Here is a 20,986-nt window from a genome sequence, read left to right on the forward strand (position 1 = left end):
CATCCGCTCATCGTCCTGCGTTCGCGCTGCGTCGTCGAGGTGTTTTAATGGTGCTGCGTGACGTTTGGTAGGGCCGATTCGGGCTGATTCGGTCACTTCTTGTCCTTTCATGCTGCGCTCTGGTTCATTGCGGACATGGCTGTGCTGCAGCCGATGAGTTGCGGCGCGAGCACCGCCATGCGCATCAAGTTGTGCGCGAGCACGAACAGGCCGACCACGGATCGGACCTTGCTCAATCCGCGCACGGGCATTCGCAGCAGCCCTCGGTTGCGTGCTTGTGCGTTGACGCATTCGGCCGTCGCTGCGCGCTGCTTGTAGATTTCCTTGGCTGCATCGCTGGCCATGCGTGCGCGCCATTGCGCCACCGCATCGGAGTCGTCGGGCTTGCGCTGATGCTTGTCCTGCTCGATCGGGTTGCCTTGTTCGTCCTGCTTCGCTCTGGGCTCGGGGACCGGCGCATAGACCTCGGTCTTGTGGGCCACTGCGTCAATCTGCTCGTGTGCCGGGAAGCCGCCATCGACCAGCCACTCGCCGGGGCTGCGGCCCGCGCGCTGCTCGACTTGCTCGACCATCGGCGCCAACTGGGCCATGTCGCTGCCGACGTTGACCACGTCCATGCCGACGATGATCTGGCTTTCGCATGCGGTGGCGAACTGCACGTTGAACGCAGGCCGGAAGCCGCCGTCGCCCATCTTCATGACGCGCGCATCGGCATCGGTGGTGCTGGCCCTGGCGTCTTCGGCCTTCGCGCCGTTGCGCTTCTTGGTCGCGGCCACTTCGGGCAATTGTTCCAGCGCCGCGCGGATGCGTTCTTCACGCGCTTGCGCTGCGCGCAGCTTGGCCGCCTGCGCTTGTCGGCTGGTTTGGCCCGGGTCGGTCTCGGCCTGCGTCTTGATCGTCTGCACCAGTTCGCGCGCCTCGCTCAGGTGTTCTTCCAGACTGGCCTCACGGCGGAACGACGCGGCACCAGCATCGGCGCGCACACGCATGCCGTCCTGCGCGACGCGCTCCAGCCCGATCACGCCGGCAGCAGCAAGTGCGGCGACGTTGTCGGTGAGCAACTCGTCCATCAGTGCTTCGTTGCCGGCACGAAAGTCGTTGAGCGCGTGGTAGTTCACCGAAACGCCGCCGCAAATCCAGCGGTACGCATCGTGTTCCAGGGTCAACCGCGCCACTGCGCGACCACTGCCCACACCGTCCAGCGTGGCATACAGCCACAGCGCGAACAGAATGCGCGGATCAATCGCCGCTCGACCGGCGCTGCTGCCGCGCGCCTTGATCGCATCCACCAACGCGCTCAGGTCCTGGTGCAGGACATAGCCCCACACCAACCGCGCCCGATGGTCTTCTGGCAACAGCGATTCGAGGTCCGATGCACGCAGCTCGATTTGCGCGCGGTTCGCTTCGAGCAGTCGCGGTGAGTTTTGGCTGCGCTTGCGCGCCGCTTTCGCTTGCGCCTCCTGCAACTGCCTCTGGCTGGGTTCCGGCAGGTCCGCGAACAGGCCGGCCGGGGTCACTTCGTCGTCGCAATGCATGAGTGTCGTCATGCCTGCAGGCAAGCCAGATGCGTGCCAGAACCGTGGGGTTGAGGAAAAACTCTCACGCTCTCAGCCTGCGCGGTGCAGGCGTTGTCATCGTGCGCGTTGTCAGAAAAGCTCACCTCGACGCCGTCGCTCAAGAACCCCCGCCGAAGCACGCGAACATCGTTGGCTGGACGACGGGCGGGGCCGATACCGCGCAGAACAAGTCGGCGTGGATGAAGCAGGCGCTGGAAATCGCCGCCGAGGCGGCTCTGAAGCTCGTCCCAACGACTCCATGAAGTTGCGCCCACATGGCCGCGACCTCGGAGGTCCGGCCGGGTCAGAGGTCTTGCTTGTAGCGGACGTAGGGCGTGCGTGCCGAGCTGTCGTCGAGCACGCGCGCTGCCACGGGTGCCTCGCCATCGTCGCTCTTGCTGACCACGTTGCGTGCGCCGACGGTCAGCTGGCCACGCCAAGGCGTGCGCCAGGATACGCCGATGTCGATGCCGCTCCAGTACGTGTTCGGGTAACCCGGTTGCTCATTTAGTCGGTTCACGCGGCCGGTGACATTGCCGCTGAAGGCGCCATAATTCATGCCGACGTCGAGCATCGCCTGCTGCAGGTCGAATACCGGCGCGGCGCTGCCACGGCGCAGGCGCAACTGATTGAGCGCTGCATTCAACTGCACCGCGCTTTCTGCGGTCAGGCGCCACTGCGAATTGAGGCCGAGGCCGCGCGCCTCCCCACTGAGACCGGGCAGCAATGGTTGCGTGCCGAGCGCGGACGACAGGCTCAGGTCCTGCACGTTTGCATAGGGCACGTTCAGGCGTTCGCGTTGGTCCGGCAGCAGCCAGGAGAAGCCGTAGGCCAGTGACAGATCGAAGCGCTCGCCACGCCACTGTGCGGCCGAGCTTGCGGTGGCGACACGACCCGGCAGTTCCAACTGCAAGGTGCCCTGCGCCAGGCAGTCGCGGCCGAGCGCGCCGATGCGCAGCAGCCCGGAAGCCTCGGCACACCATGGCAGGGTAAGTCCCTCGGAGGCAGGAGCGTCGCTGCCGACGCCAGCGCTCAGGCTGATGCGACCGTTGCTGTCGAAGCGCAGGCCGGCACTGTTGCTCTCTGCGGAATTGCCGACGAGTTGCGAAACGAGTGTGTGCGCGGGGGCGAGATCATTGCTCCAGTGCAGGCCGCTTGGCCGTGCCGACCAGATTTGCTGCGCTTCGTCGGCACGGGCGTGCGCGCTGCCGAGCGCAGAGAGCGCCAGGAGCATCGCAGTGGCCAGTGGTGCGCGAACGCGTTTCATGATCATCCTCGGGTCGTGCCTCAGACCTCGCCCGGGGCCGGTCGGTTCCTTCCGAACCGGGCGCTTTCTGAATTGAGGCCGAGTTTACAAGATTTCTGCAAGTCACGGAATGGGTTGGACTTGGCAGTTTCGGTCACTGCGCGCGTTGCGGTGCAGCATTCAGCGTTGCGCTGGCGAACACCTGTTCCAGATCGATCCCGTCGAATGCATACGGTTCATTGCAGAATTCGCAGATGACCGCGACCTGACCGCGCTCGGCCAGTACCGCGAACGATTCCTCGCGTCCGAGCGTGCGCAGCATGGCCGCGACTCGCTCGCGCGAACAGCGGCACTGGAAGCGCACCGACTGGGCATCGAACAGGCGCAGATCGTCTTCGTGGTAGAGGCGGCGCAGCAGTTCCCGGGCGTCGAGCGTGAGCAGTTCTTCGACGGCGAGGGTGTCGGCTAGGATCTTTGCATGCTCGAAGGTGATGGCATCGCGCTCGCGCTCGATGCCGCCCTCGGCCGGGATCTGCTGGATCAACACGCCGGCACAGGTACTGGCGTTGGCGGCCAGGTGGATCGTCGTCGGCAACTGCTCCGACTGCGCGAAGTAGGCTTCGAAGCTGCGCGCCAGGCGATCGCCCTGCAGCGGCACCAGGCCCTGATAGCGCACGCCGTTTTCCTGGCGCTCGATGGTGATCGCGAGCACCGCTCCAGCCAGCGCATCCGGCGCCAGCGACGAATCGCCCGCGCCCTCGCCCCAGCGCGCGAGCCCGCGCATGTGGCTTTCCGCGGTGCACTCCGCAAACACCAACGGCAGCAGTGGCGATGCCTTCATCTGCACCGAGACGTGGCCAGCGAACTGGATGTCGCCGGCGAACAACGCGGTCGCCGCAGTGAGTTCGCCGAGCAGTTGCGCTACGTTCTTCGGGTATTGGTCGCGATCGAGAATCTGGCGCCAACTGTGTTCGAGCCGCACAATGACGCCGCGCACACCCGCGCCTTCGAACAGGAAACGGCGGATGCCTTCGGGATCGACCGGAGTAAACAGGGGCTCGTTCATGCCCGCGATTATGCCCGAGATGCCGAAATGGCCGTGACCCGCAAACCCTTGTGGCGACGCGCGCTGCGTGCCGTGGTGTGGCTGATGCTTGGCTTTTCGGCACTGTCGTTTGCCGTGGTGCTGGCGTATCGCTGGCTGCCGCCGCCGACCAGTGCATTCGTGCTGGCGCGCCGAGTCGATGGCTGGACCGGAGCAGCGCCGGCATTGCCGATCCGGCGTCAGTGGGTGGCGCAGTCGCGGCTATCGCCAGAGCTTTTTCTGGCCGTGGTCGCGGCAGAAGACCAGCGCTTCCCCGAGCACCACGGGTTCGATCTGGACGCGATCAGCAAGGCGCTCGATGACCGCGAACGCGGTCGTGTCCGTGGCGCCAGCACGCTGTCGCAGCAGGTCGCGAAGAACTTCTTCCTGTGGTCCGGGCGCAGCTGGTTGCGCAAGGGGCTGGAGGTCTGGTTCACCGCGTTGATCGAGCTGACCTGGCCGAAGCGGCGCATTCTCGAGGTGTACCTGAACTTCGCCGAGTTCGGCGATGGCATCTACGGCGCGCAGGCTGCTGCGCAGCAGTTTTTCGGCCGCGACGCCGCAACGCTGAACGCGGCCCAGGCGGCCCGCCTCGCGGCCGTGCTGCCGAACCCGAAACGCTACAGCGCCGCGCGTCCCGGGCCCTACGTGCTGCAGCGGCAGCAGTGGATCGAACGCCAGATGCGCCAGCTCGGCGGTCGCGACTATCTCGCGCCGTTGCTCGCGGACTGAGTGACGCGCAGCGCGCCGAGCACGAGGCCGAGGCCGACGCATTGCGCGGCGATGAATGCCGGCGCGTGCGCGGGCAGGATGCCGGCGAAGGTGTCGCTGAACATGCGCGCGAAAGTCACGGCCGGGTTCGCGAACGAGGTGCTGGCGGTGAACCAGTACGCCGCGAAGATGTAGCCGCCAACGCGCGCCGCGATGCTGTCGAGGCTGGCCTTGGCGCCGAGCGCGATGGTCGCGAGCAAGCCGACGGTGGCGACGACTTCGCTGATCCACAGCCCCGGCGTTGCCCGCGCTTTGGCGCTGGCCTGCAGGATGGGCAGGTCGAACATCGCGTGCGCCAGCCACACCCCAAGCACGGCACCGGCAAACTGAGCGAGCAGGTAGATCGACCAGTGCGCGCCAAGCGTCTCGCCGCGCAGGCGTTGCATCAGCGTGACCACCGGATTGAAGTGCGCGCCGGAAATGGGGCCGAGCGCGGTGATCAGCACGTACAGGCCGGCAGCGGTGGCGAGTGCGTTCGCCAGCAGCGCGATTGCGACATTGCCCTGCGCCAGCGTCTCGCCCATGATGCCCGAGCCGATCACGATCGCGAGCAGGCTCAGAGTGCCGGCGAATTCGGCCGCCGCGGCCTTGACAGTGGTGCTCATGCCGAAGCGATCAGCGCGAGCACGCGCCGCTCGATTTCATCGCGCACAGCGCGGTAGTCGTCCGGCTGCATGTGCTTGGGATCGGGCAAGGCCCAGTCCTCGCGGTGCTTGGCTGGTACCCATGGGCAGTTGTCGCCGCAGCCCATCGTGACCACCGCATCCCACTCGCCGTCGCCGATCTGGTCGAGCGACTTCGACGCATGCGCCGAGAGGGTCGTAGCCGCGCTCGGCCATGAACTCGATCGCGCGCGGATTGACCACGCCGGAGGGGCGCGAGCCGGCGGACTCGGCGTGCACCGACGCGCCACCATGCATGCGCGCGAACGCCTGTGCCATCTGGCTGCGGTTGGAGTTTTCGACACAGACGAAGAGCAGTCGTTTCATCGGGGCGGAGGGGTCGGAAAAAGGGCGGGGATTATGGCAGCGGAAGATGACCGTTGGGCGTACACTGCGGCCACGTCCAGACGCGGAGGCAGGCCATGTCCAAGGTGCGCGAACTGCTGTTGATGAAGCCTCCGGCCATCATCTCGATCCACCCCGACGAACCGGTGCTGGCGGCGATCCAGATGATGGCCGATCACGGCATCGGCGCCCTGCTGGTGATGAAGGACGGCGAACTCGCCGGCATCGTTTCCGAGCGTGACTACGCACGCAAGGTCATCCTGCTCGGCCGTTCCTCGGCCGAGACCCCGGTCTGGCAGATCATGTCCGCTCCGGTGATGACGGTATCCCCCGATGACACCACCCAGACCTGCATGATGCTGATGACCGAACGCAAGTTCCGCCACCTGCCCGTGGTCGACTCCGGCCGCGTCGTCGGCATGCTCTCGGTCGGCGACCTGATCAAGCACGCCCTCGAAGAGAAGCAGAACGAGATCGACCAGTTGCAGCGCTACATCGCGAGCTGATTTGGCGCCGACGATTCGCGGCGCGTCGAGATCAGACGCCGCTTGAGCGCAGTCGGTGGCGCAGTGTGAGGTAGCCGCCCCAGGCAACCGCGGCGAGTGGAATGATGATGGCCATCGCAGCTGGTTTGTCCAGAAACAGCCAGTGGGCGCCGGTCTTGCTGTCGACGAAGAAGGTCCACGGCAGCAACGTCAGAAAAAGGGCCAGTCCCTGCAGCGTGGCGCGCAGGTTCAGCAGCTTGCGGGTGCGCTGTAGCGTCAGCATTTCAGTCTCCTCGGTGGGTTGTGGCAACGCAGCTTGCGGCAGGCTTGCCTCGGGGTGGGTACGCGCGCGGCGGGCAAAATCCGGGTCGCCCGCAAAATACGCGTCGACCAGAGTGCGCGTGTCGGCGCTGGCTTCGTCGCTGAAATACAGCGGCAGCAGATCGGTGATCACGTCACGGGTGACTTTCATGAGGATGTCTCCAGCGCCGAAGCAAGGCGCAAACGGGCACGGTGGATTCGGACCTTGACCGCGGGCAGCGAAAGGCCGAGCAGCAAGGCGATGGCGCGGTAGTCGAGGCCGTCATGGCTGGTGAGCAGTAGTGCGGCGCGATCCGGCTCGCTGAGCGTGGCCAGTGCCGTGAGCGTGCGGCGCACGCTCTGTGCGGCGTCGGCGTGACGCTCCGGAGTAGCGCTTTCGTCGAGGGTGTTGTCGTCGAGTGCGTCGCTTGGCCGATGCCGACGCTGTCGCTCAAGCACGAGATTGCGCGCGATCGTCAGCAGGTAGGCTTTGGCCGATTCTGCGCGCAGCGTGTCGGCACCGGCGTACGCGCGCGCAAACGTCTCGGCGGCGATGTCTTCGGCGTCTGCGCGGTGACCGCAGAGCCAGAACGCGAAGCGCAGCACGTCCGCCGAGTGGCGGCGATACAGCGTGCTGAACTCCGTGTCATTGCGGTCCATGTGCAGACTATGCACCGCCGCGAAAAAGGTTACAGCTGTCGCGGCGGCGCGCTGTCGTGATCGACAAAGTACCAATGCCACGGCTCGTGGATGACGCCGAGCGGGTTGTCGCGCGGGTAGGACATTCGGAAGCCGAAGTCGGTGGCGTGCTGCTGCAACCAGGCGAAGGCGGCGGTGTGTTCGAAGGCTTCGTCGAGGGCGGGACAGCCGGGGGTGCCGAGGTCGATGGCGCGGCCGCTGTGGTGTTCGCTGTAGCCGGGGACGGCGTTGACGGCAAAGACCTGCGCGAGACTGTCGCCGCGCGCGAGCTTGCGTGCGACCAGTGCGTGCTGGTGCGCGATCGAGCGAAACGTCGAGACGGGTTCCAGCACGACGGCATCGGCCTGCGCTGCGGCTTGCATCGCGCGCCATGCGCTCGCTGCTTTCGACGCGAGGAACATCGGGCGTCCGTCGGTTGCGAATCCGACGAAGTCGAGCCGACGCGGCTCGTCGCTGCGTTCGAAGCCGCGGGACCGCGCGATCGCGTCCCATTCGGGCGGGCGCGCAGCGGGTGACGCGAGACCCGCGTCGCGTCCACCGCTTCGGTGCATCGCCGCGATGCGGCGCCGATCGACGTCCGCCCATGCGAGCTGCCCGAGTTCCGAGGCCACGGCGAGGATGCGGCCATTTGCATCGACCCACGCGCGGTCCGTGGCGAGGAAGGCATCGTCGGCGCGACGGCGAATCTGCACGTCGAGCCAGCGGCGGCCGCGCGCATCGGCGATCGCGGAGGCGGCGTCTGCGTTCGTCGCGTGCGCCGTCGCGAGGACGAAGCGGCGGCCGTTCAGTCGGTAGGGAAAGGGGCGGGACACGAATCGATGCTACTACGGCTGCAAGCGCGTCCAGCCGCGCCGGGCCGACCACCACAGGCCGAGGTTGAACGCGGCGAGCACGATCATGCCGGCCGCGCCCGCGGGGCCGCGCATCAGGTCGCTGCCGCCGACCAGGGCACCGGCGCCACCGAGCGCATTCAGGGTGCCGTGCAGCCAGGTGGGCCCGATCACGCAGCCCGAGCGGGCGCGAATCCATTCGAATGCGGGCGCCAGCAGCAGGCAGAACGCGATCATCATCGCGACCCCGAGTTCCGGGTGGCTCGGGTAGTTGTGGCCACGCAGCGTCAGCGGCAAATGCCACAGGCCCCAGAAGAAGCCGACCAGCGCCGCGCGCGACCAGAATCCCATGGTCGCCAGATGCTGATGCAGGAAGCCGCGCCAACCGAGTTCCTCGCCGAAGGCGGCGACGGCATTGAGCGTCATGCCGACACCGGCTGCGACCAGGGTCATCTGCAACAACAGCATCGGCAGCAGGGCGCCGCCGAGCTTCTCCAGTTCGCCGCGTACCATGGCTTGCTGATCGGCCGGCACCGACGTCAGGACGTTGTCGATCAAGCCCTGGCTGTCGAGTGCGACCGACAAGCCAGGTACCAGCGGCGAGATTGCGATCCACGCGAAGGTGAACAGCATGGGTGCGATCACCGCGACAGCGAGCCAGCGGTTCGGTCGCCACCACGGGCCGAGACTGGCGATGGGCCTGCGCAGCACGAACTTCGTGGTCAGCACGGCGGCGAGCGCAGGGCCAAACATGAAAGCGACGCCGACCGCCACCGCCGGCAGTTGCAGCATGCGGAAACCGAGTTCCGAAACGCCCCAGCTGATGGCGTAGGCGAGGACCAGGAAGACCAGGACGGGGCGATTCATTCGGCTTCGTCCGGCTTGCGCTCGCTGGACGCGGGCAGGCGCCCGGCCTTGCGCAGCGCGTCGCGCAGCACGTATTCGATCTGCGCATTCAGGCTGCGCAGTTCGTCGTCGGCCCAGCGCTGCACGGCTTCGAGCACGTTGGCGTTGATGCGCAGCGGATAGGCCTTCTTCTCGTTCATCGCGTCACCTGCGCTGGAAACCGCGTACGCCATAGGCGAGGCGCAGGGCGATGCCGAGGTTCGCGGCGACGCAGATGCAGATCGCGACCGGCATCTGCGCCTCGGGCAATACCGCGAGCGCTGCGCCGAGCAGCATCAGCACCAGGGCCAGCGCCAACATCAGGGTGCCGGCGAACTGGCCGAGTCCGTCGCGGTCGCGCACCTTGGCGAGGTCGATGCCGTTGAGCAGATGCAGACAGCGCCCGGCGCGCATTTGCACGCCGAGTACGCCGATGAGGATCGCCGCCGGCATCACGGCCAGAGCGGCGACACTGCGCTCGTCCATGGCTGCGGCCTCAGTAGATCGAGCCGGCGTTGACGATTGGCTGGGTGCCGCGCTCGCCGCAGAGCACGACCAGCAGGTTGCTGACCATCGCCGCCTTGCGCTCCTCGTCGAGCTTGATCGCACCCTTGGCGTCGAGCTGGTCCAGCGCCATGTGCACCATGCTGACCGCGCCTTCGACGATCTTGGTGCGCGCGGCGATGATCGCGGTTGCCTGCTGGCGCTGCAGCATGGCCTGGGCGATTTCCGGCGCGTAGGCGAGGTGGCTGATGCGCGCTTCCAGCACCTTGACGCCGGCGCTGGTCAGGCGTTCCTGGATCTCCTTGCGCAGGTGGTCGGCGATTTCCTGGGTATGGCTGCGCAGCGACACCTTGTGCTCGTCGTGCAGGTCATAGGGATAACTGGTGGCCGACTGGCGCAGCGCGGATTCGGCCTGGACGTGCACGAAGTCCTCGTAGTCGTCGACCGCGAAGGTGGCCTCGGCGGTGTCGATCACCTGCCAGACCACGACCGCGCCGATCTCGATCGGCGAGCCTTCGAGGTCGTTGACCTTGAGCTTGTTCGACTCGAAGTTGCGGATGCGCAAGGAAACCGTCTTCTTCGAGTAGAACGGATTGGCCCAGCGCAGGCCCTCGTCGCGAACGCTGCCGACATAGCGGCCGAACAGCTGTAGCACCGCGCCCTGGTTCGGCTGCACCATGAAGAAGCCGAACCAGCAGAAGAACACGACGATCGCGGCCAGTACTGCCGGAATGCGCAGGCCGATCACGAACAGCGCCGGCAGGGCGAAGAAGGTCAGGGCCAGCATCAGCAGCAGCATCGGGATGCCGGCGGCACTGGTGGCGCGGGATTCGTTGATCTGGGCGTTCTGGTTCATGACAGCCTCCGTGGTGGACGGAGGCAAAGATATCAAAACGATATCATCATGCAACTGCCGTTCGTCGGCTGGATCAGCGCTCCTCGAAGCCGTCGCAGTACAGACCCTCGTTTTCCGGCAGTCCGCTGCAGGTGCTGGGCTGGACCACCGGCACCACGGCGCGCGCAGTGGACTTGGCCCGGCGTGGCCTCGCAGTCGGCGAGCGACTCGTCGGCGGTGATCGCGCCATCGAGGCGCACGGCACCGGTCAGCGTGGTCATCGGGATCGGCAGCGCCAGCGTCGGCTGCAGCACCAGTTCCAGGCGCCCCACGTGATTGGGTGCGACCGCAAGTGGCTGGGCAATGCAACGCAGCGTCTGGCCGGCAGCAACGCTGCCGCTGACACTGCAGCTGGCGGCCGGCTGCGAGTTGCCGACGGCGACGTGGCCGAGCCCGGCGGGCAGGCGCAGGTCGATGTGCGGCGCCGCCGCCGACGCATTGCCGGTATTCCGGTAGTGCAGGGCGATTGCGACCTGCGCGCCGCCGGGCGTGAAGCTCGCGGGAGACGCTTCGATGCCTTGGGGATAGCTCGGCGCGATGCGCTCCACCACCAGTCGCGGTGACGGCGCGGCATCGACCGGGATGGTGATGCGCGCGCAGCCCTTCGGCAGCGGATCGACATAGCAGTCGGCCGGTGCCGGTTGGTCGGCGTTCTCGAAGGTCGCGAACAGGTCGATCGAACCCGGCACCGGCGTGGCCGGATCGAGGTCGAGGAACAACGCGCCGCCGATGCTGGCGCCATAGGGTTCGGTGATGGCGTTGTGCAGCGCCGGCGTGGTGCAGTCCAGCCGCGTTCGACCGGCGGGCAGTGCGATCGGGGTGCAGGTCCAGCCCGAGGTTGGCGTGGTGAACACGATGTGGTCGTAGCTCACGTGTTCCGGCAGGTACAGGCGATAGGCCGCCGGCCCGTTGTTGACGTTGTAGCCGCGGACGTCGGCAAGGAAGGTCAGCGGGCGCTCGGTCCCCGGCACGAAATAGGTTGGACTGCCGGAGAAGCCGAGCGAAGGCTTGAGCCAGGATTCCAGCACCTGGCCGCTCTCCTCCCGGCAACTGTTCCAGTAGTTGCAGACGCCGCCCGGGTCATGCGGGTTGGCGGCATTGGCGGCCGCGCCGCGCAGCGTGAACGGCGTATTCGGCGCCAGGCTCGGGCTGATGTCGTAGTAGATGCGAATCTGCCCCTGCGCCGGCGGGATCACTTCGATGCCGCCGACGCCGCCATAACTCGGCACCGGGATGTCGGCGATCGACACGCAGCTGACGTCTGCGCCGCTCTGATTGCAGTTCCAGTTGTCTGCGACAAATCGGGTGATGCTGAAGCCATCCGGCACGCGCGTGGTGAAGGTCACCGGCGCGCTCGCGACGCCGCCCTCGTAGGCCACGCCGACGAAGGTGTAGGCGGCGTCGTAGGTCGCGACATGGGGTCCCAAATGCGGCTGCGAGATGGGGTGTGCGTCGTGCATGTGACCGGTGCGCAGCTTCAGCCAGAGCGCCGCGTTGGCACTCGGCGTGACGGTGAGCGCGCTCAGCGCGAGCAGGATTCGGGTGCAGCAGCGGGCGGCGGTCATGGCACGGGTTCCCCAATGGTCGGGGAAACTCTAAGGGTGCGCTGCTGGCGACGGCACCCCGCGATCAGGGGGTGATCGCTTCGATCGCGGTGATGCGCAGCGCGCCGATCCAGGCGACGGCGGCGAAGTGATCGGCGGGGTCACCGTGGCCGACGGCGAAGGCGATGTGGTCGGCGCCGAAGCCACCAAGTGCGGCGTCGTAACTGCGCCAGTGACCATCGACCCAGGCCTGGGCCCAAGCGTGCGGGACGAATACGTCGCTGCGTTCGCCGAAACGCTCGACATAGGCGACGCCACTGGCGACGCGCGTGGCGATACCGAGCGCGCGCCCAGCTGCGGCCAGCAGCAGCGCGTGCTCGGTGCAGTCGCCTTCGCGCGCGGCCAGCGCCTGCGAGGCACTGGCGTAACCGACGCGCATCGACTTGTCGCGGATGTGGCGAGCCACCGCGGCTTCAAGCATGCGCATGCGGGAGCGGTCGTCGCCGGCGCCGCGCGTCGCGCGCTTGGCGAAGCGGCGGATGCCGGGATCATCGGCGTCGAGCCAGACCGTGGCCTCACGATCGCGCGCGGTCGGCGGATCGGCACGACGGGCCGAAGGCAGCGGCGTGACCGTCAGCGTCGCCCGCGTGTCCGACTCGGGCTGCCAGTCCTGCTCGTCGCTGGCCACCCCGCGCAGCAACGAATCCCCGGACCAGGCGAGCGCGTAGCGCAGCGTGCCGCGACGCTCCTCGGCGGTGAGCGGCCGCGGCGAGGCGATCAGCGCGTAGTCGTACAGCTCAACGCCGGCGGGCGCGGGCGCGTCGGTGGCGGGCGGCCTGGCCATGCGCTCGAGCAGCAGTTGCTGGCCGAACATCGGGATCGCCGTGCGCAAAATGCGGCCCTCGGTGTCTTCATGGCTGACGCTGCGCATCGGCTCGGTGCCGAGTGCGAGTTCGGTGTCGTAGCGGGTCGCTTCTTGCGCCCGTGCGTCGATGTGGATGGTCTCGCGACCGACGCGGGTAACGGTGGCTTCCGCCGCGGTTTGCGACGTGACCAGGAACAGCTGCACCTTGGCGCTCGCGCCATCGACTGGCGCGAGTGCGGCAGTGGCCTGCTCAAGTCCCTCGCTCATCAGCGCGCCTTGTGGCCAGTCGACCCAGCGCGATTGCGCGCGGCCGCCATCACGCGTGCGCAGATGGATGCGCCCGGCGACGACCTCGCCGTCGATGGTCAGCGCATGGCTGCCGGTCTGCTGCTCCATGCGGAAGCCGAGCGGACGGGCATCGAGTGTCTCGCGATGGATTTCGTCGCTGCGGAAATCGAGCGGCTCGCCATTGCGCCGAAAGCGCGCCTCGAAGTGCTCGTGGTGGGTCACGGTCCCGCCCTCGACCCGGCGCTCGCGCCAGACGTGGCCGATGCTCTCCTCGCCAAGGCGCAGCCGGAACCATTCGCGCTCGGACTCTGCCGCGCGCGCGCCAAGCACGCATACGCTCAGCAACAACGCAGCCAGGATCGTGGACAGGCGCATGGAGCTCCGGGAAATCTGCGGGCAGGGCCGCGGGTTCGCGCATCGTAGTCGGCCGCGAACCTACAATGCGCGCCCCGGTCTGGAGAAGCCGCCATGTTTGCCTTCGGAACACCGCTGCAGCCCGATGCCATCCGCCTGTTGTTGCTCGGGTCCGGCGAACTCGGCAAGGAGGTCGCGATCGCCGCGCAACGGCTCGGCGTCGAGGTGATCGCGGTCGATCGCTACGCGCACGCGCCGGCGATGCAGGTCGCGCATCGCTGCCACGTGATCCCGATGCTCGATGCCGAAGCGCTGCGCCGCGTGATTGAGCTGGAGCGGCCGACGCTGGTCGTGCCCGAGATCGAGGCGATCCACACGCCGACCCTGGTCGAACTGGAAGCGCGCGGGCTGCGCGTGGTACCGACCGCGAAGGCGACGCAACTGACCATGGACCGCGAGGGCATCCGCCGGCTAGCCGCGGAAACGCTGGGCGTGCCGACCTCGCCGTATCGCTTCGTCGACACGCCCGAGCAGTACCGCGACGCGGTGGCCGCGCTTGGCCTGCCGTGCGTGGTCAAGCCGGTGATGAGTTCATCGGGCAAGGGCCAGAGCCTGGTGCGCGCGCCGGCCGAGATCGATGCCGCCTGGGACTACGCGCAGGCCGGCGGTCGTGCCGGCGCCGGCCGCGTCATCGTCGAAGGTTTCGTGCGCTTCGACTACGAGATCACCCTGCTGACCGTGCGCCATCGCGACGGCGTCAGCTTCTGCGACCCGATCGGCCATTACCAGGAAGACGGCGACTATCGCGAGAGCTGGCAGCCGCAGCCGATGTCCGACCCCGCGCTCGCCGCCGCACGCACGATCGCGCGCCAGGTCACCGACGCGCTCGGCGGCTTCGGCGTGTTCGGCGTCGAATTGTTCGTGTGCGGCGACCAGGTGCTGTTCTCCGAGGTCTCGCCACGGCCGCACGACACCGGGCTGGTGACGCTGATCAGCCAGGACCTGTCGGAGTTCGAGTTGCATGTGCGCGCCATCCTTGGTCTGCCGATTCCGGTGATCCGCGCGCGCGGGCCGTCGGCATCGATGGCGATCCTCGGCAGCGGCCATGGCGTGGCGAAGTTCCATGGGGTCGCCGATGCCCTGTCCGAGCCGGACACCGACCTGCGCCTGTTCGGCAAGCCCGCAGTCGAGGGCAAGCGCCGCCTCGGCGTCGCGCTCGCGCGCGGCGACAGCCTGTTCGCTGCCAAGGAAAAAGCGCGCCGAGTGGCCGAGCGCGTGCGCATCGAAATCGAGCCGGCCTGAAAAGTCGAAGGGCGCCTCGCGGCGCCCTTCGTCGTATTGCCTTTCCGGAGCTTGAATCAGGCCCAGCGGCGACGCGCCGCGAACGCACCCAGTCCGAGCACGCCGAACAGCAGCAACCAGCGAGCGGTGTCACCGAAGGCGGGGACCGGCTGGCTGGGAACGACAGCCGAACCTTCGACGAAGCTGAAGGTGTCGATGCCGATGTAGTTCGAGTTGGCGCCGGTTGGGCCGCCGTTGGTCACGAAATAACGGAAGGCGATGCGGCCCGAGCCACTGTTCGGAATGCCATCAGCAGTGGTCAGCAGGTATTCGCACCATGTCTCGGGGAAGCCGCCCGCACCTGGAGCTCCGGCCGGCATGGCGCAGGCACCGGCCGCATTCGATAGCGAAGGATTGATCGTGCCGAGCAAGATCGAGAAATCGCCCGTGCTGGCTGCGGTTCCGCCATTGTTGCTGCCACCGGTGCTGGCACGGATCTCGACGCGGTCCGGGAAAATGCTTGAGCCTGTGTTGACCCGCGCCCAGAAACGCAATTCGGAGCCGTTACCGAACTGCATCACCGGAGTAATCAACCAGTTGCTGATGTCGCCAGTGCCGCCGGTGGTGTTGTTGAAGTTGGTGGCGATATAGCCGGTCGTCGGGCCGGCTTGAGCCGGGAACACCACATCGTTGCCCTGGAACCAGTTGGTGGTGCCGAGCGGGGAGCTGACGTTGCTGCAGATCCAGCCGGTCGGGCACTTGTTGGGATCGGTGCCCGGAACCACGTCGAAGGACTCGGTAATCGTGGCCAGCGGCGCGAACGGCGAAGCGGCAGCAGGGGCGTCGGGTGTGCCGACTGGCGCTGTGCGGGCGCCTGTCTGCGCCGCAGCCATCATCGGCAGCGCCAGCACGATCGCGCCGGCAAGCAGGGATGTCGTGATCTTGAGGTTCATGCGGTATTCCTTTCTGGTCGGTGGGCGCAAAGTGCGCCAATCAGGGGGCGCAAGTGCGAACGATAACACAAGCTGAACAATTTTCCGGGACGAGGGGCGGTGGACGCGACTCGTGCCGCGGCTGATCGCAACCCTCAATCCGCCCGCAGCCGCCAAGCCTCGCCCAGCGAGATGGCGCCGCTGCGTGCCAGTTGCACGGCGGCCTGGGTGAGTGGCGTCATGCCTTCCTCGATCGCGGTGGCGTGGATGGTGTCGGCTTCGGCGCCGGGGACGATCAGGCGCTGGATCGCGGGCGTGATCACCATCAGTTCGTAAACAGCGCGGCGCTTTTTCACGCCAAGACCCTCGCAGCGCGAACAGCCGCGGCCGCTGTAGAACACCTCGTCGGCACCGACGCCAAGCGCTTCGCGGATGTGCGGCGCGACCTGCTCGACCTCGCGACAATGCGTGCAGGTCAGCCGCGCCAGGCGTTGCGCCATCACCGCGAGCAGCGAGGCGCGCAGCAGGTAGGCCTCGACGCCGAGATCGAGCAGCCGGGTGACGGTCGCCGCGGCGGTATTCGTGTGCAACGTCGACAGCACCAGGTGTCCGGTCAAAGCCGATTCGACGCCGATCGCCGCGGTCTCGCGATCGCGCATCTCGCCGACCATGATCACGTCCGGATCGTGTCGCAGGAAATTGCGCATTGCGGTTGCGAAGGTGAAACCCGCAGCGCGGTTCACCTGCATCTGCTGGATTTCTTCGATGTAGAACTCGACTGGATCCTCGATGGTCAAAATATTGATGCGCTGCTTGCGCAACTCCAGCAGCATCGCGTACAGCGTCGTCGACTTGCCGCAACCAGTCGGGCCGGTGGTCAGGAACATGCCGTGGCTGCGCGCCATGACGTCGTCGAGACGCACGCGGTCGGCTGCGCTCAATCCCAATTGATCGATGCTCCACAGGCTCTCCATGGTGTCGAGCAGGCGGATCACCACCGACTCGCCGAACACCGCCGGCATCACCGAGATCCGCAGATCGACCTTGCGGCCATTGTCGAGTACGAAACTGCTGCGGCCGTCCTGCGGCTTGCGGTGCTCGGCCAGATTCATCTCGCCCAGCACCTTGATGCGCGACACCACCGCCGGCAGCAGGGCGCGCATGAAGCGGCGAACCGCAACCAGTTCATCGTCGATGCGATAGAGCGCGTCGGCGCCCTGTTCGCCGGGACGGATATGGATGTCGGAGGCGCGTCGCGCAACCGCCTCACTGATCAGGTCGGTGACGATGCGCACCACCGGCCTCTCGCGCGCCAGTCGCTCCATGTCGCGCTGCGGTGCATCAAGCAGCGGGTCGAGACCGAGCTGGCGGGCGACTGCAAGGTCCTGGTCGTGATCGTAGAAGTGGCCGATGCATTCGCGGATGGTTCGCGGCGTCGCGATCATCGGCAGCACGCGGTCACGCAACAGGAAGTTCAGTTGTTGCAGCGCTTCGGGGTTCTCGCAATCCTCAAGCGCGACCGCGACCAGGCCTTTGCTGTTCTGGAGCGGGACCGCGCGCATTCGACGTGCCAGCTCCGGGGTGACGCTATCGGATGCGCCGCGCTCGTCGTAGGCGCGCAGGCGCACCGCCGGATAGCTCAGCCGCACCGCAAGATGAAAGCGGTCCTCGTCGGCGTCGTCGCCCTCGGCCAGCCACTCGGGTTCGGTCAGCCAACTGATGTCGGCGGACTCGGCCGGCGCGATCGGGTAGCTGTCCAGATAGGCGCGGATTGCCGCCATCGTGCGTAGCACGAGCAGGCGCTGTTCGAAGTCATGGGCCATGGGCGCGGTCGATGCGTCGGGTCGGATGCCGCCAGTATGCGATCGCACTCGCGTCGTGAGTGTGCCGAGTTGTTACCTGGGCGGCCTTGTGCCCATCGGGAACGCGGAGCCCTCAGGGCAGCGCGTGCGCGGTGCGCAGGCGCTCGATGCGACGCTGCAGGCGCGGTGCATGGCGGATGTCATAGCACTCGCATTCGATCAGCAGCGCCGGTGTGTCCGCGAACACATCGCGCAGCGCGGCGAGGCGGCCGTTGCCCTCGAACGAGACGAATCGTTGCGGAGCGGTTTCGACCACCTTGATCGCCGAAACCGAAGGCAGCACCGCCTGCAGGCGTTCGCGGTCGATACGACCCTCGACACGCAATTGCCCGGCGAGCGGGCGGATCAGGTCGGCGCGGGCCTGCGCGCTGGCGAGCGCGGTGGGCCGATTGATCGGATGGATCGGTGCGATCGCGCCAAGCGGCACGCTCCGCCATTCGACACCGCGGCGGTGGCGATGGATGCGCAGCACGATGCGCGCGAGCTCGGCGTCCTTCCAGTCCATCGCCGCGACCTCGTCGCGCTTGCCCCAGAGGTAGCGCCACCAGCGCAGCAGCATGTCAGTCGGCATCCACCGCGTGCGCGTGCTCGCGTGTGGCCATGAACACCACGTCGGGCCAGCGTTCCTGGGTCAGCTGCAGGTTGACCCGGGTCGGCGCGATGTACACGAGCTTGCCGGCGGCATCGAGCGCGAGGTTCATCGCCGCCTTCTCGCGGAACTCCTCCAGCTTTCTTGCGTTGTCGCAGCGGATCCAGCGCGCGGTTGCAACCTGCACGGCCTCGAAGCTGCAATCGACCGAGTATTCGTCCTTGAGCCGATAGGCGACAACGTCGAACTGCAAGGTGCCGACCGCGCCGAGAATCAGGTCATTGGACATGATCGGTTTGAAGAACTGCGTTGCGCCTTCTTCGGATAGCTGCGCCAGGCCCTTTTGCAGTTGCTTGAGCTTGAGCGGATCGCGCAGGCGCGCGCGGCGGAACAGCTCCGGTGCGAAGTTCGGGATGCCGGTGAACGAGAGTTGCTCGCCCTCGGTGAACGTGTCGCCGATCGAAATGGTGCCGTGGTTGTGCAGGCCGATGACATCGCCCGGCCAGGCTCGCTCGACGATCTCGCGGTCGCTGGCCATGAAGGTGAGTGCGTTCGCGAGTTTCACCTCCTTGCCGGTGCGCACGTGGAAGGCCTTCATGCCTTGTTCGTAGCGGCCCGAGCAGATGCGCAGGAAGGCGACGCGGTCGCGGTGGTCCGGGTCCATGTTCGCCTGGATCTTGAAGACGAAGCCGGTCATCTTGTCTTCGGTCGCAGCCACCGGGCGCGACGTGGTGGCGTGGGTCTTCGGTGCCGGCGCCCAGTCGACGAAGGCATCGAGCAGGATCTGCACGCCGAAGTTGTTCACCGCCGAGCCGAAGAACACCGGGGTCTGCTTGCCGGCGAGATAGGCCGCGCGGTCGAACGGCTGCGAGGCGCCCTGCACCAGTTCGAGTTCGCCCATCAGTTCCTTGTAGTTCTCGTGGCCGACTCGCTCCGGCAGGCTCGGGTCATCGAGCTTGAGGATGGTCGAGTCCTGGCGCGTGAAGTTCTTGCCGGCCTCGAACAGGTGCACCTCGTTGTCGAGCAGGTGCACGATGCCGCGCAGGCGCGAGCCCATGCCCACCGGCCAGGTGATCGGAGCGCAGGAGATCTTGAGCACCGATTCGACCTCGTCGATCGGATCGATGCCGCTGCGGCCTTCGCGATCGAGCTTGTTGATGAAGGTGAGGATCGGCGTGTCGCGCAGACGACAGACATCCATCAGCTTGATCGTGCGTTCCTCGACGCCCTTGGCGCAGTCGATCACCATCAGCGCCGAGTCGACCGCGGTCAGCACGCGATAGGTGTCTTCCGAGAAGTCGGCGTGGCCCGGCGTATCGAGCAGGTTGACGATGCGGCCCTCGTACGGGAACTGCATCACCGACGAAGTGACCGAGATGCCGCGTTCCTTTTCCAGCGCCATCCAGTCCGAAGTGGCATGGCGGGCCGCCTTGCGCGACTTGACGCTGCCAGCCATCTGGATCGCGCCGCCGAACAGCAGCAGTTTCTCGGTGAGCGTGGTCTTGCCGGCGTCGGGATGCGAAATGATCGCGAACGTGCGTCGTCGCGCCGTTTCGGTGTGTTGTTCGGACATGGGATTGGTTCGATGCGCCGCCACAGGCGGCTCGGGGGCGCGGAGTATACGCGGCCGAAAAAGAAGACGCCCGCCGAAGCGGGCGTCTTGATGGTGCGGTCGTGCGTTGGCCTCAGGCCGGATTGCGACGCGCTGCTGCAATGCCGAGCATGCCAAGCAGCAGCGTCAGCAGCGCCAGGCCGCCACGATCAAAGGCCGGTACCGGCACCTTCGGCACGAAGCCGGCGACGCAGACCGGAGCCGCAGCGATGGAGACATCGTCGACGAAGAAGTTGGAAACTGCGCCGCCGCCGACCGTGGTCGAGTCGAAGGTCACGGTATGGCTGAGGCCGTCGTCGTAGGCGCTGATGTCGACGCTGACCTGCTGGTAGCCGATGACACCGCAGCGTGCGGACGTGGCGTTCTCGCGCCAGAGTTCGGTGCCGTCGACCAGCACGCGTACGTAGTCGTTGGCGCCGTTGGCGGCATTGCACACCGGGAACTCCACATAGAAGTCGAGTGCGGTCGAGCCGGTCGGGATGACCATCGCCTGCGCTACCGAGCCGGCTTCCGCGCCGGCGCCATAGCCGCCGAACCAGGCCCAGAAGGTGCCGGTACGTGGGCCGGTACCACTGCCAAGGCCGCAGCTCACATCGCAGATCGGCGTACCGAAGTTGGTCGAGGCTTCGGTCCAGGTGGCATTCGGCGTGCCGCCTTCGAAGCCCGGATCGAGCACGAGGTTGCCGGCACTGTTGGAGATCGCCGAACTGTTGTTGCCTGCGCCCGGATCACCCTCGACACCGTCGATGCTGGCAACGTTGTCGACCACTGCGCAGACCGCGCCCATGCTGACGGTGATGGTGCAGGTCGCCGAGGCGCCATTGGCCATGGCACCGATGTTCCAGAACACCGTTCCGGCCATTTCGGTGGCGCCGCAGTCGCTGCTGACGAAGGTCACGGACGGCGAGAGCACGTCGGTGACGAGCACGCCGGTGGCCGGGTCGGGGCCGTTGTTGGTGGCGGTCAGGGTGTAGGTGAAGGTGCCGCCGGTCGCCACGCCCGAGGGCGCTGCGACGGTCACGCCCAGATCAGCCTGCGGACCGCCACCGCCGAGGGTGATGTTGCCGGGACCACTGATCTGGTTGTCGAAATTGCCGGTCGCGCCATTGGCGAACGTGGTGGTTACCGCGAAATACTGCGTGCCTGCCGTCAGGGCGCCGGTGGCCAGCGAATAGGCTCCGGTACCGCTGTCGTCATCGGAGAACATGCAGTTCGTGAGCGGAGTCATCGGATCGAACGCGGTCTGGTAGATGATCAGATAGCTATCGCCGTCGCTGATCGTGGAGGTCCCGAGTACCTCGATGGTGTAGGAGCCGGACATGTCCACGCTGAACTGCTGGACGTGGTAGCCGACCGCGGTGCCGACGCCCGAAAGGCCGCCACAGCCAGCGGGCGAT

Annotated in this window: 22 protein-coding genes and 1 pseudogene; 4 read left to right on the top strand and 19 right to left on the bottom strand. The window is 66.9% G+C overall.

Annotated elements, in window-relative coordinates; genetic code table 11:
- Positions 1-107: 107 nt before the first annotated feature.
- On the bottom strand, positions 108-1,535 hold the full coding sequence (locus IPG63_13580; GenBank protein ID MBK6728267.1) for an IS1182 family transposase: 1,428 nt from the start codon (positions 1,533-1,535) through the stop codon (positions 108-110).
- 29 nt (positions 1,536-1,564) lie between these two features.
- On the opposite strand from IPG63_13580, the gene IPG63_13585 reads away from it, so the two are divergent.
- Entirely contained in the window at positions 1,565-1,819 is a 255-nt protein-coding gene (locus IPG63_13585) for a hypothetical protein (protein MBK6728268.1), read from the top strand.
- 41 nt (positions 1,820-1,860) lie between these two features.
- Here the strand turns inward: IPG63_13585 and IPG63_13590 are convergent, their stop codons facing one another.
- Positions 1,861-2,823, bottom strand: coding sequence for a hypothetical protein (locus tag IPG63_13590; GenBank protein ID MBK6728269.1), 963 nt, complete (start codon positions 2,821-2,823; stop codon positions 1,861-1,863).
- A gap of 133 nt (positions 2,824-2,956) precedes the next feature.
- The gene (locus tag IPG63_13595) at positions 2,957-3,868 is read right to left on the bottom strand and encodes an Hsp33 family molecular chaperone HslO (protein MBK6728270.1); all 912 of its coding nucleotides are present in this window, start codon (positions 3,866-3,868) and stop codon (positions 2,957-2,959) included.
- A gap of 27 nt (positions 3,869-3,895) precedes the next feature.
- Here IPG63_13595 and mtgA point away from each other — a divergent pair, with 27 nt between their 5' ends.
- Positions 3,896-4,618, top strand: coding sequence for a monofunctional biosynthetic peptidoglycan transglycosylase (mtgA, locus tag IPG63_13600; protein ID MBK6728271.1), 723 nt, complete (start codon positions 3,896-3,898; stop codon positions 4,616-4,618).
- On the opposite strand, the gene IPG63_13605 is transcribed toward mtgA, so the two are convergent.
- Together IPG63_13605 and IPG63_13610 are read right to left on the bottom strand one after the other, a co-directional pair.
- A complete protein-coding gene (locus IPG63_13605) occupies positions 4,591-5,262 on the bottom strand; it encodes an aquaporin (GenBank protein ID MBK6728272.1) in 672 nt (223 codons plus the stop codon). The two genes, mtgA and IPG63_13605, sit on opposite strands and share 28 nt — an antisense overlap.
- Positions 5,259-5,646: pseudogene (locus IPG63_13610) on the bottom strand (arsenate reductase ArsC). The gene IPG63_13605 and the pseudogene IPG63_13610 overlap by 4 nt, the downstream one beginning before the upstream one ends.
- Positions 5,647-5,741: 95 nt before the next feature.
- Here IPG63_13610 and IPG63_13615 point away from each other — a divergent pair.
- Positions 5,742-6,170 carry a CBS domain-containing protein gene (locus IPG63_13615; protein ID MBK6728273.1) on the top strand — a complete coding sequence of 143 codons (429 nt, stop codon included), beginning with the start codon at positions 5,742-5,744 and terminating at the stop codon, positions 6,168-6,170.
- 31 nt (positions 6,171-6,201) lie between these two features.
- Here IPG63_13615 and IPG63_13620 read toward each other — a convergent pair whose 3' ends face one another.
- The 9 genes from IPG63_13620 to IPG63_13660 all read right to left on the bottom strand — a co-directional run bounded on the left by IPG63_13620 (position 6,202) and on the right by IPG63_13660 (position 13,334).
- Positions 6,202-6,603 (bottom strand): hypothetical protein, encoded by a 402-nt coding sequence (locus IPG63_13620; GenBank protein ID MBK6728274.1) that lies wholly within the window; start codon positions 6,601-6,603, stop codon positions 6,202-6,204.
- A gap of 14 nt (positions 6,604-6,617) precedes the next feature.
- Positions 6,618-7,109 (bottom strand): sigma-70 family RNA polymerase sigma factor, encoded by a 492-nt coding sequence (locus tag IPG63_13625; GenBank protein MBK6728275.1) that lies wholly within the window; start codon positions 7,107-7,109, stop codon positions 6,618-6,620.
- A 29-nt stretch (positions 7,110-7,138) separates the two neighbouring features.
- Positions 7,139-7,960 (bottom strand): M15 family metallopeptidase, encoded by an 822-nt coding sequence (locus tag IPG63_13630; protein ID MBK6728276.1) that lies wholly within the window; start codon positions 7,958-7,960, stop codon positions 7,139-7,141.
- A gap of 12 nt (positions 7,961-7,972) precedes the next feature.
- Entirely contained in the window at positions 7,973-8,845 is an 873-nt protein-coding gene (locus IPG63_13635) for a CPBP family intramembrane metalloprotease (protein ID MBK6728277.1), read from the bottom strand.
- Positions 8,842-9,024, bottom strand: coding sequence for an Arc family DNA-binding protein (locus IPG63_13640; protein MBK6728278.1), 183 nt, complete (start codon positions 9,022-9,024; stop codon positions 8,842-8,844). Before IPG63_13640 ends, IPG63_13635 begins: the two co-directional genes overlap by 4 nt.
- A 4-nt stretch (positions 9,025-9,028) precedes the next feature.
- Positions 9,029-9,349 carry a hypothetical protein gene (locus tag IPG63_13645; protein MBK6728279.1) on the bottom strand — a complete coding sequence of 107 codons (321 nt, stop codon included), beginning with the start codon at positions 9,347-9,349 and terminating at the stop codon, positions 9,029-9,031.
- 10 nt (positions 9,350-9,359) lie between these two features.
- Positions 9,360-10,223, bottom strand: a complete 864-nt coding sequence (locus tag IPG63_13650; GenBank protein MBK6728280.1) for an SPFH domain-containing protein — start codon at positions 10,221-10,223, stop codon at positions 9,360-9,362.
- Positions 10,224-10,255: 32 nt separating this feature from the next.
- The gene (locus IPG63_13655; GenBank protein ID MBK6728281.1) at positions 10,256-11,827 is read right to left on the bottom strand and encodes a hypothetical protein; all 1,572 of its coding nucleotides are present in this window, start codon (positions 11,825-11,827) and stop codon (positions 10,256-10,258) included.
- Positions 11,828-11,891: 64 nt separating this feature from the next.
- Positions 11,892-13,334 carry a transglutaminase domain-containing protein gene (locus IPG63_13660; GenBank protein MBK6728282.1) on the bottom strand — a complete coding sequence of 481 codons (1,443 nt, stop codon included), beginning with the start codon at positions 13,332-13,334 and terminating at the stop codon, positions 11,892-11,894.
- A 93-nt stretch (positions 13,335-13,427) separates the two neighbouring features.
- Here IPG63_13660 and purT point away from each other — a divergent pair, with 93 nt between their 5' ends.
- Positions 13,428-14,615 (top strand): formate-dependent phosphoribosylglycinamide formyltransferase, encoded by a 1,188-nt coding sequence (gene purT / locus IPG63_13665; protein MBK6728283.1) that lies wholly within the window; start codon positions 13,428-13,430, stop codon positions 14,613-14,615.
- Between the two features lie 56 nt (positions 14,616-14,671).
- Here the strand turns inward: purT and IPG63_13670 are convergent, their stop codons facing one another.
- The 5 genes from IPG63_13670 to IPG63_13690 form a co-directional block, all read right to left on the bottom strand.
- Positions 14,672-15,703, bottom strand: a complete 1,032-nt coding sequence (locus IPG63_13670; GenBank protein MBK6728284.1) for a choice-of-anchor J domain-containing protein — start codon at positions 15,701-15,703, stop codon at positions 14,672-14,674.
- On the bottom strand, positions 15,682-17,349 hold the full coding sequence (locus IPG63_13675) for a type II/IV secretion system protein (GenBank protein MBK6728285.1): 1,668 nt from the start codon (positions 17,347-17,349) through the stop codon (positions 15,682-15,684). The genes IPG63_13670 and IPG63_13675 overlap by 22 nt, the downstream gene beginning before the upstream one ends.
- 112 nt (positions 17,350-17,461) lie before the next feature.
- Positions 17,462-17,947 carry a hypothetical protein gene (locus IPG63_13680; protein MBK6728286.1) on the bottom strand — a complete coding sequence of 162 codons (486 nt, stop codon included), beginning with the start codon at positions 17,945-17,947 and terminating at the stop codon, positions 17,462-17,464.
- Between the two features lies 1 nt (position 17,948).
- Positions 17,949-19,550, bottom strand: a complete 1,602-nt coding sequence (locus IPG63_13685) for a peptide chain release factor 3 (GenBank protein MBK6728287.1) — start codon at positions 19,548-19,550, stop codon at positions 17,949-17,951.
- Positions 19,551-19,662: 112 nt separating this feature from the next.
- Positions 19,663-20,910 (bottom strand): DUF11 domain-containing protein, encoded by a 1,248-nt coding sequence (locus IPG63_13690; GenBank protein MBK6728288.1) that lies wholly within the window; start codon positions 20,908-20,910, stop codon positions 19,663-19,665.
- Positions 20,911-20,986: the final 76 nt, after the last annotated feature.

It is taken from the genome of Lysobacterales bacterium, assembly GCA_016703225.1.
Lineage (GTDB): Bacteria > Pseudomonadota > Gammaproteobacteria > Xanthomonadales > Ahniellaceae > JADKHK01.

Excerpts from the sequence above, each read along its gene's own strand:
- IPG63_13645 (MBK6728279.1), bottom strand. The coding sequence starts at position 9,349 with ATGGACGAGCGCAGTGTCGCCGCTCTGGCCGTGATGCCGGCGGCGATC.
- IPG63_13615 (MBK6728273.1), top strand. The coding sequence starts at position 5,742 with ATGTCCAAGGTGCGCGAACTGCTGTTGATGAAGCCTCCGGCCATCATC.
- IPG63_13690 (MBK6728288.1), bottom strand. The coding sequence starts at position 20,910 with ATGTCCGGCTCCTACACCATCGAGGTACTCGGGACCTCCACGATCAGC.
- IPG63_13595 (MBK6728270.1), bottom strand. The coding sequence starts at position 3,868 with ATGAACGAGCCCCTGTTTACTCCGGTCGATCCCGAAGGCATCCGCCGT.
- IPG63_13585 (MBK6728268.1), top strand. The coding sequence starts at position 1,565 with ATGCGTGCCAGAACCGTGGGGTTGAGGAAAAACTCTCACGCTCTCAGC.
- IPG63_13655 (MBK6728281.1), bottom strand. The coding sequence starts at position 11,827 with ATGACCGCCGCCCGCTGCTGCACCCGAATCCTGCTCGCGCTGAGCGCG.
- IPG63_13580 (MBK6728267.1), bottom strand. The coding sequence starts at position 1,535 with ATGCATTGCGACGACGAAGTGACCCCGGCCGGCCTGTTCGCGGACCTG.
- IPG63_13680 (MBK6728286.1), bottom strand. The coding sequence starts at position 17,947 with ATGCTGCTGCGCTGGTGGCGCTACCTCTGGGGCAAGCGCGACGAGGTC.
- purT (MBK6728283.1), top strand. The coding sequence starts at position 13,428 with ATGTTTGCCTTCGGAACACCGCTGCAGCCCGATGCCATCCGCCTGTTG.
- mtgA (MBK6728271.1), top strand. The coding sequence starts at position 3,896 with ATGGCCGTGACCCGCAAACCCTTGTGGCGACGCGCGCTGCGTGCCGTG.
- IPG63_13650 (MBK6728280.1), bottom strand. The coding sequence starts at position 10,223 with ATGAACCAGAACGCCCAGATCAACGAATCCCGCGCCACCAGTGCCGCC.
- IPG63_13685 (MBK6728287.1), bottom strand. The coding sequence starts at position 19,550 with ATGTCCGAACAACACACCGAAACGGCGCGACGACGCACGTTCGCGATC.
- IPG63_13635 (MBK6728277.1), bottom strand. The coding sequence starts at position 8,845 with ATGAATCGCCCCGTCCTGGTCTTCCTGGTCCTCGCCTACGCCATCAGC.
- IPG63_13625 (MBK6728275.1), bottom strand. The coding sequence starts at position 7,109 with ATGGACCGCAATGACACGGAGTTCAGCACGCTGTATCGCCGCCACTCG.
- IPG63_13605 (MBK6728272.1), bottom strand. The coding sequence starts at position 5,262 with ATGAGCACCACTGTCAAGGCCGCGGCGGCCGAATTCGCCGGCACTCTG.
- IPG63_13640 (MBK6728278.1), bottom strand. The coding sequence starts at position 9,024 with ATGAACGAGAAGAAGGCCTATCCGCTGCGCATCAACGCCAACGTGCTC.
- IPG63_13675 (MBK6728285.1), bottom strand. The coding sequence starts at position 17,349 with ATGGCCCATGACTTCGAACAGCGCCTGCTCGTGCTACGCACGATGGCG.
- IPG63_13660 (MBK6728282.1), bottom strand. The coding sequence starts at position 13,334 with ATGCGCCTGTCCACGATCCTGGCTGCGTTGTTGCTGAGCGTATGCGTG.
- IPG63_13590 (MBK6728269.1), bottom strand. The coding sequence starts at position 2,823 with ATGAAACGCGTTCGCGCACCACTGGCCACTGCGATGCTCCTGGCGCTC.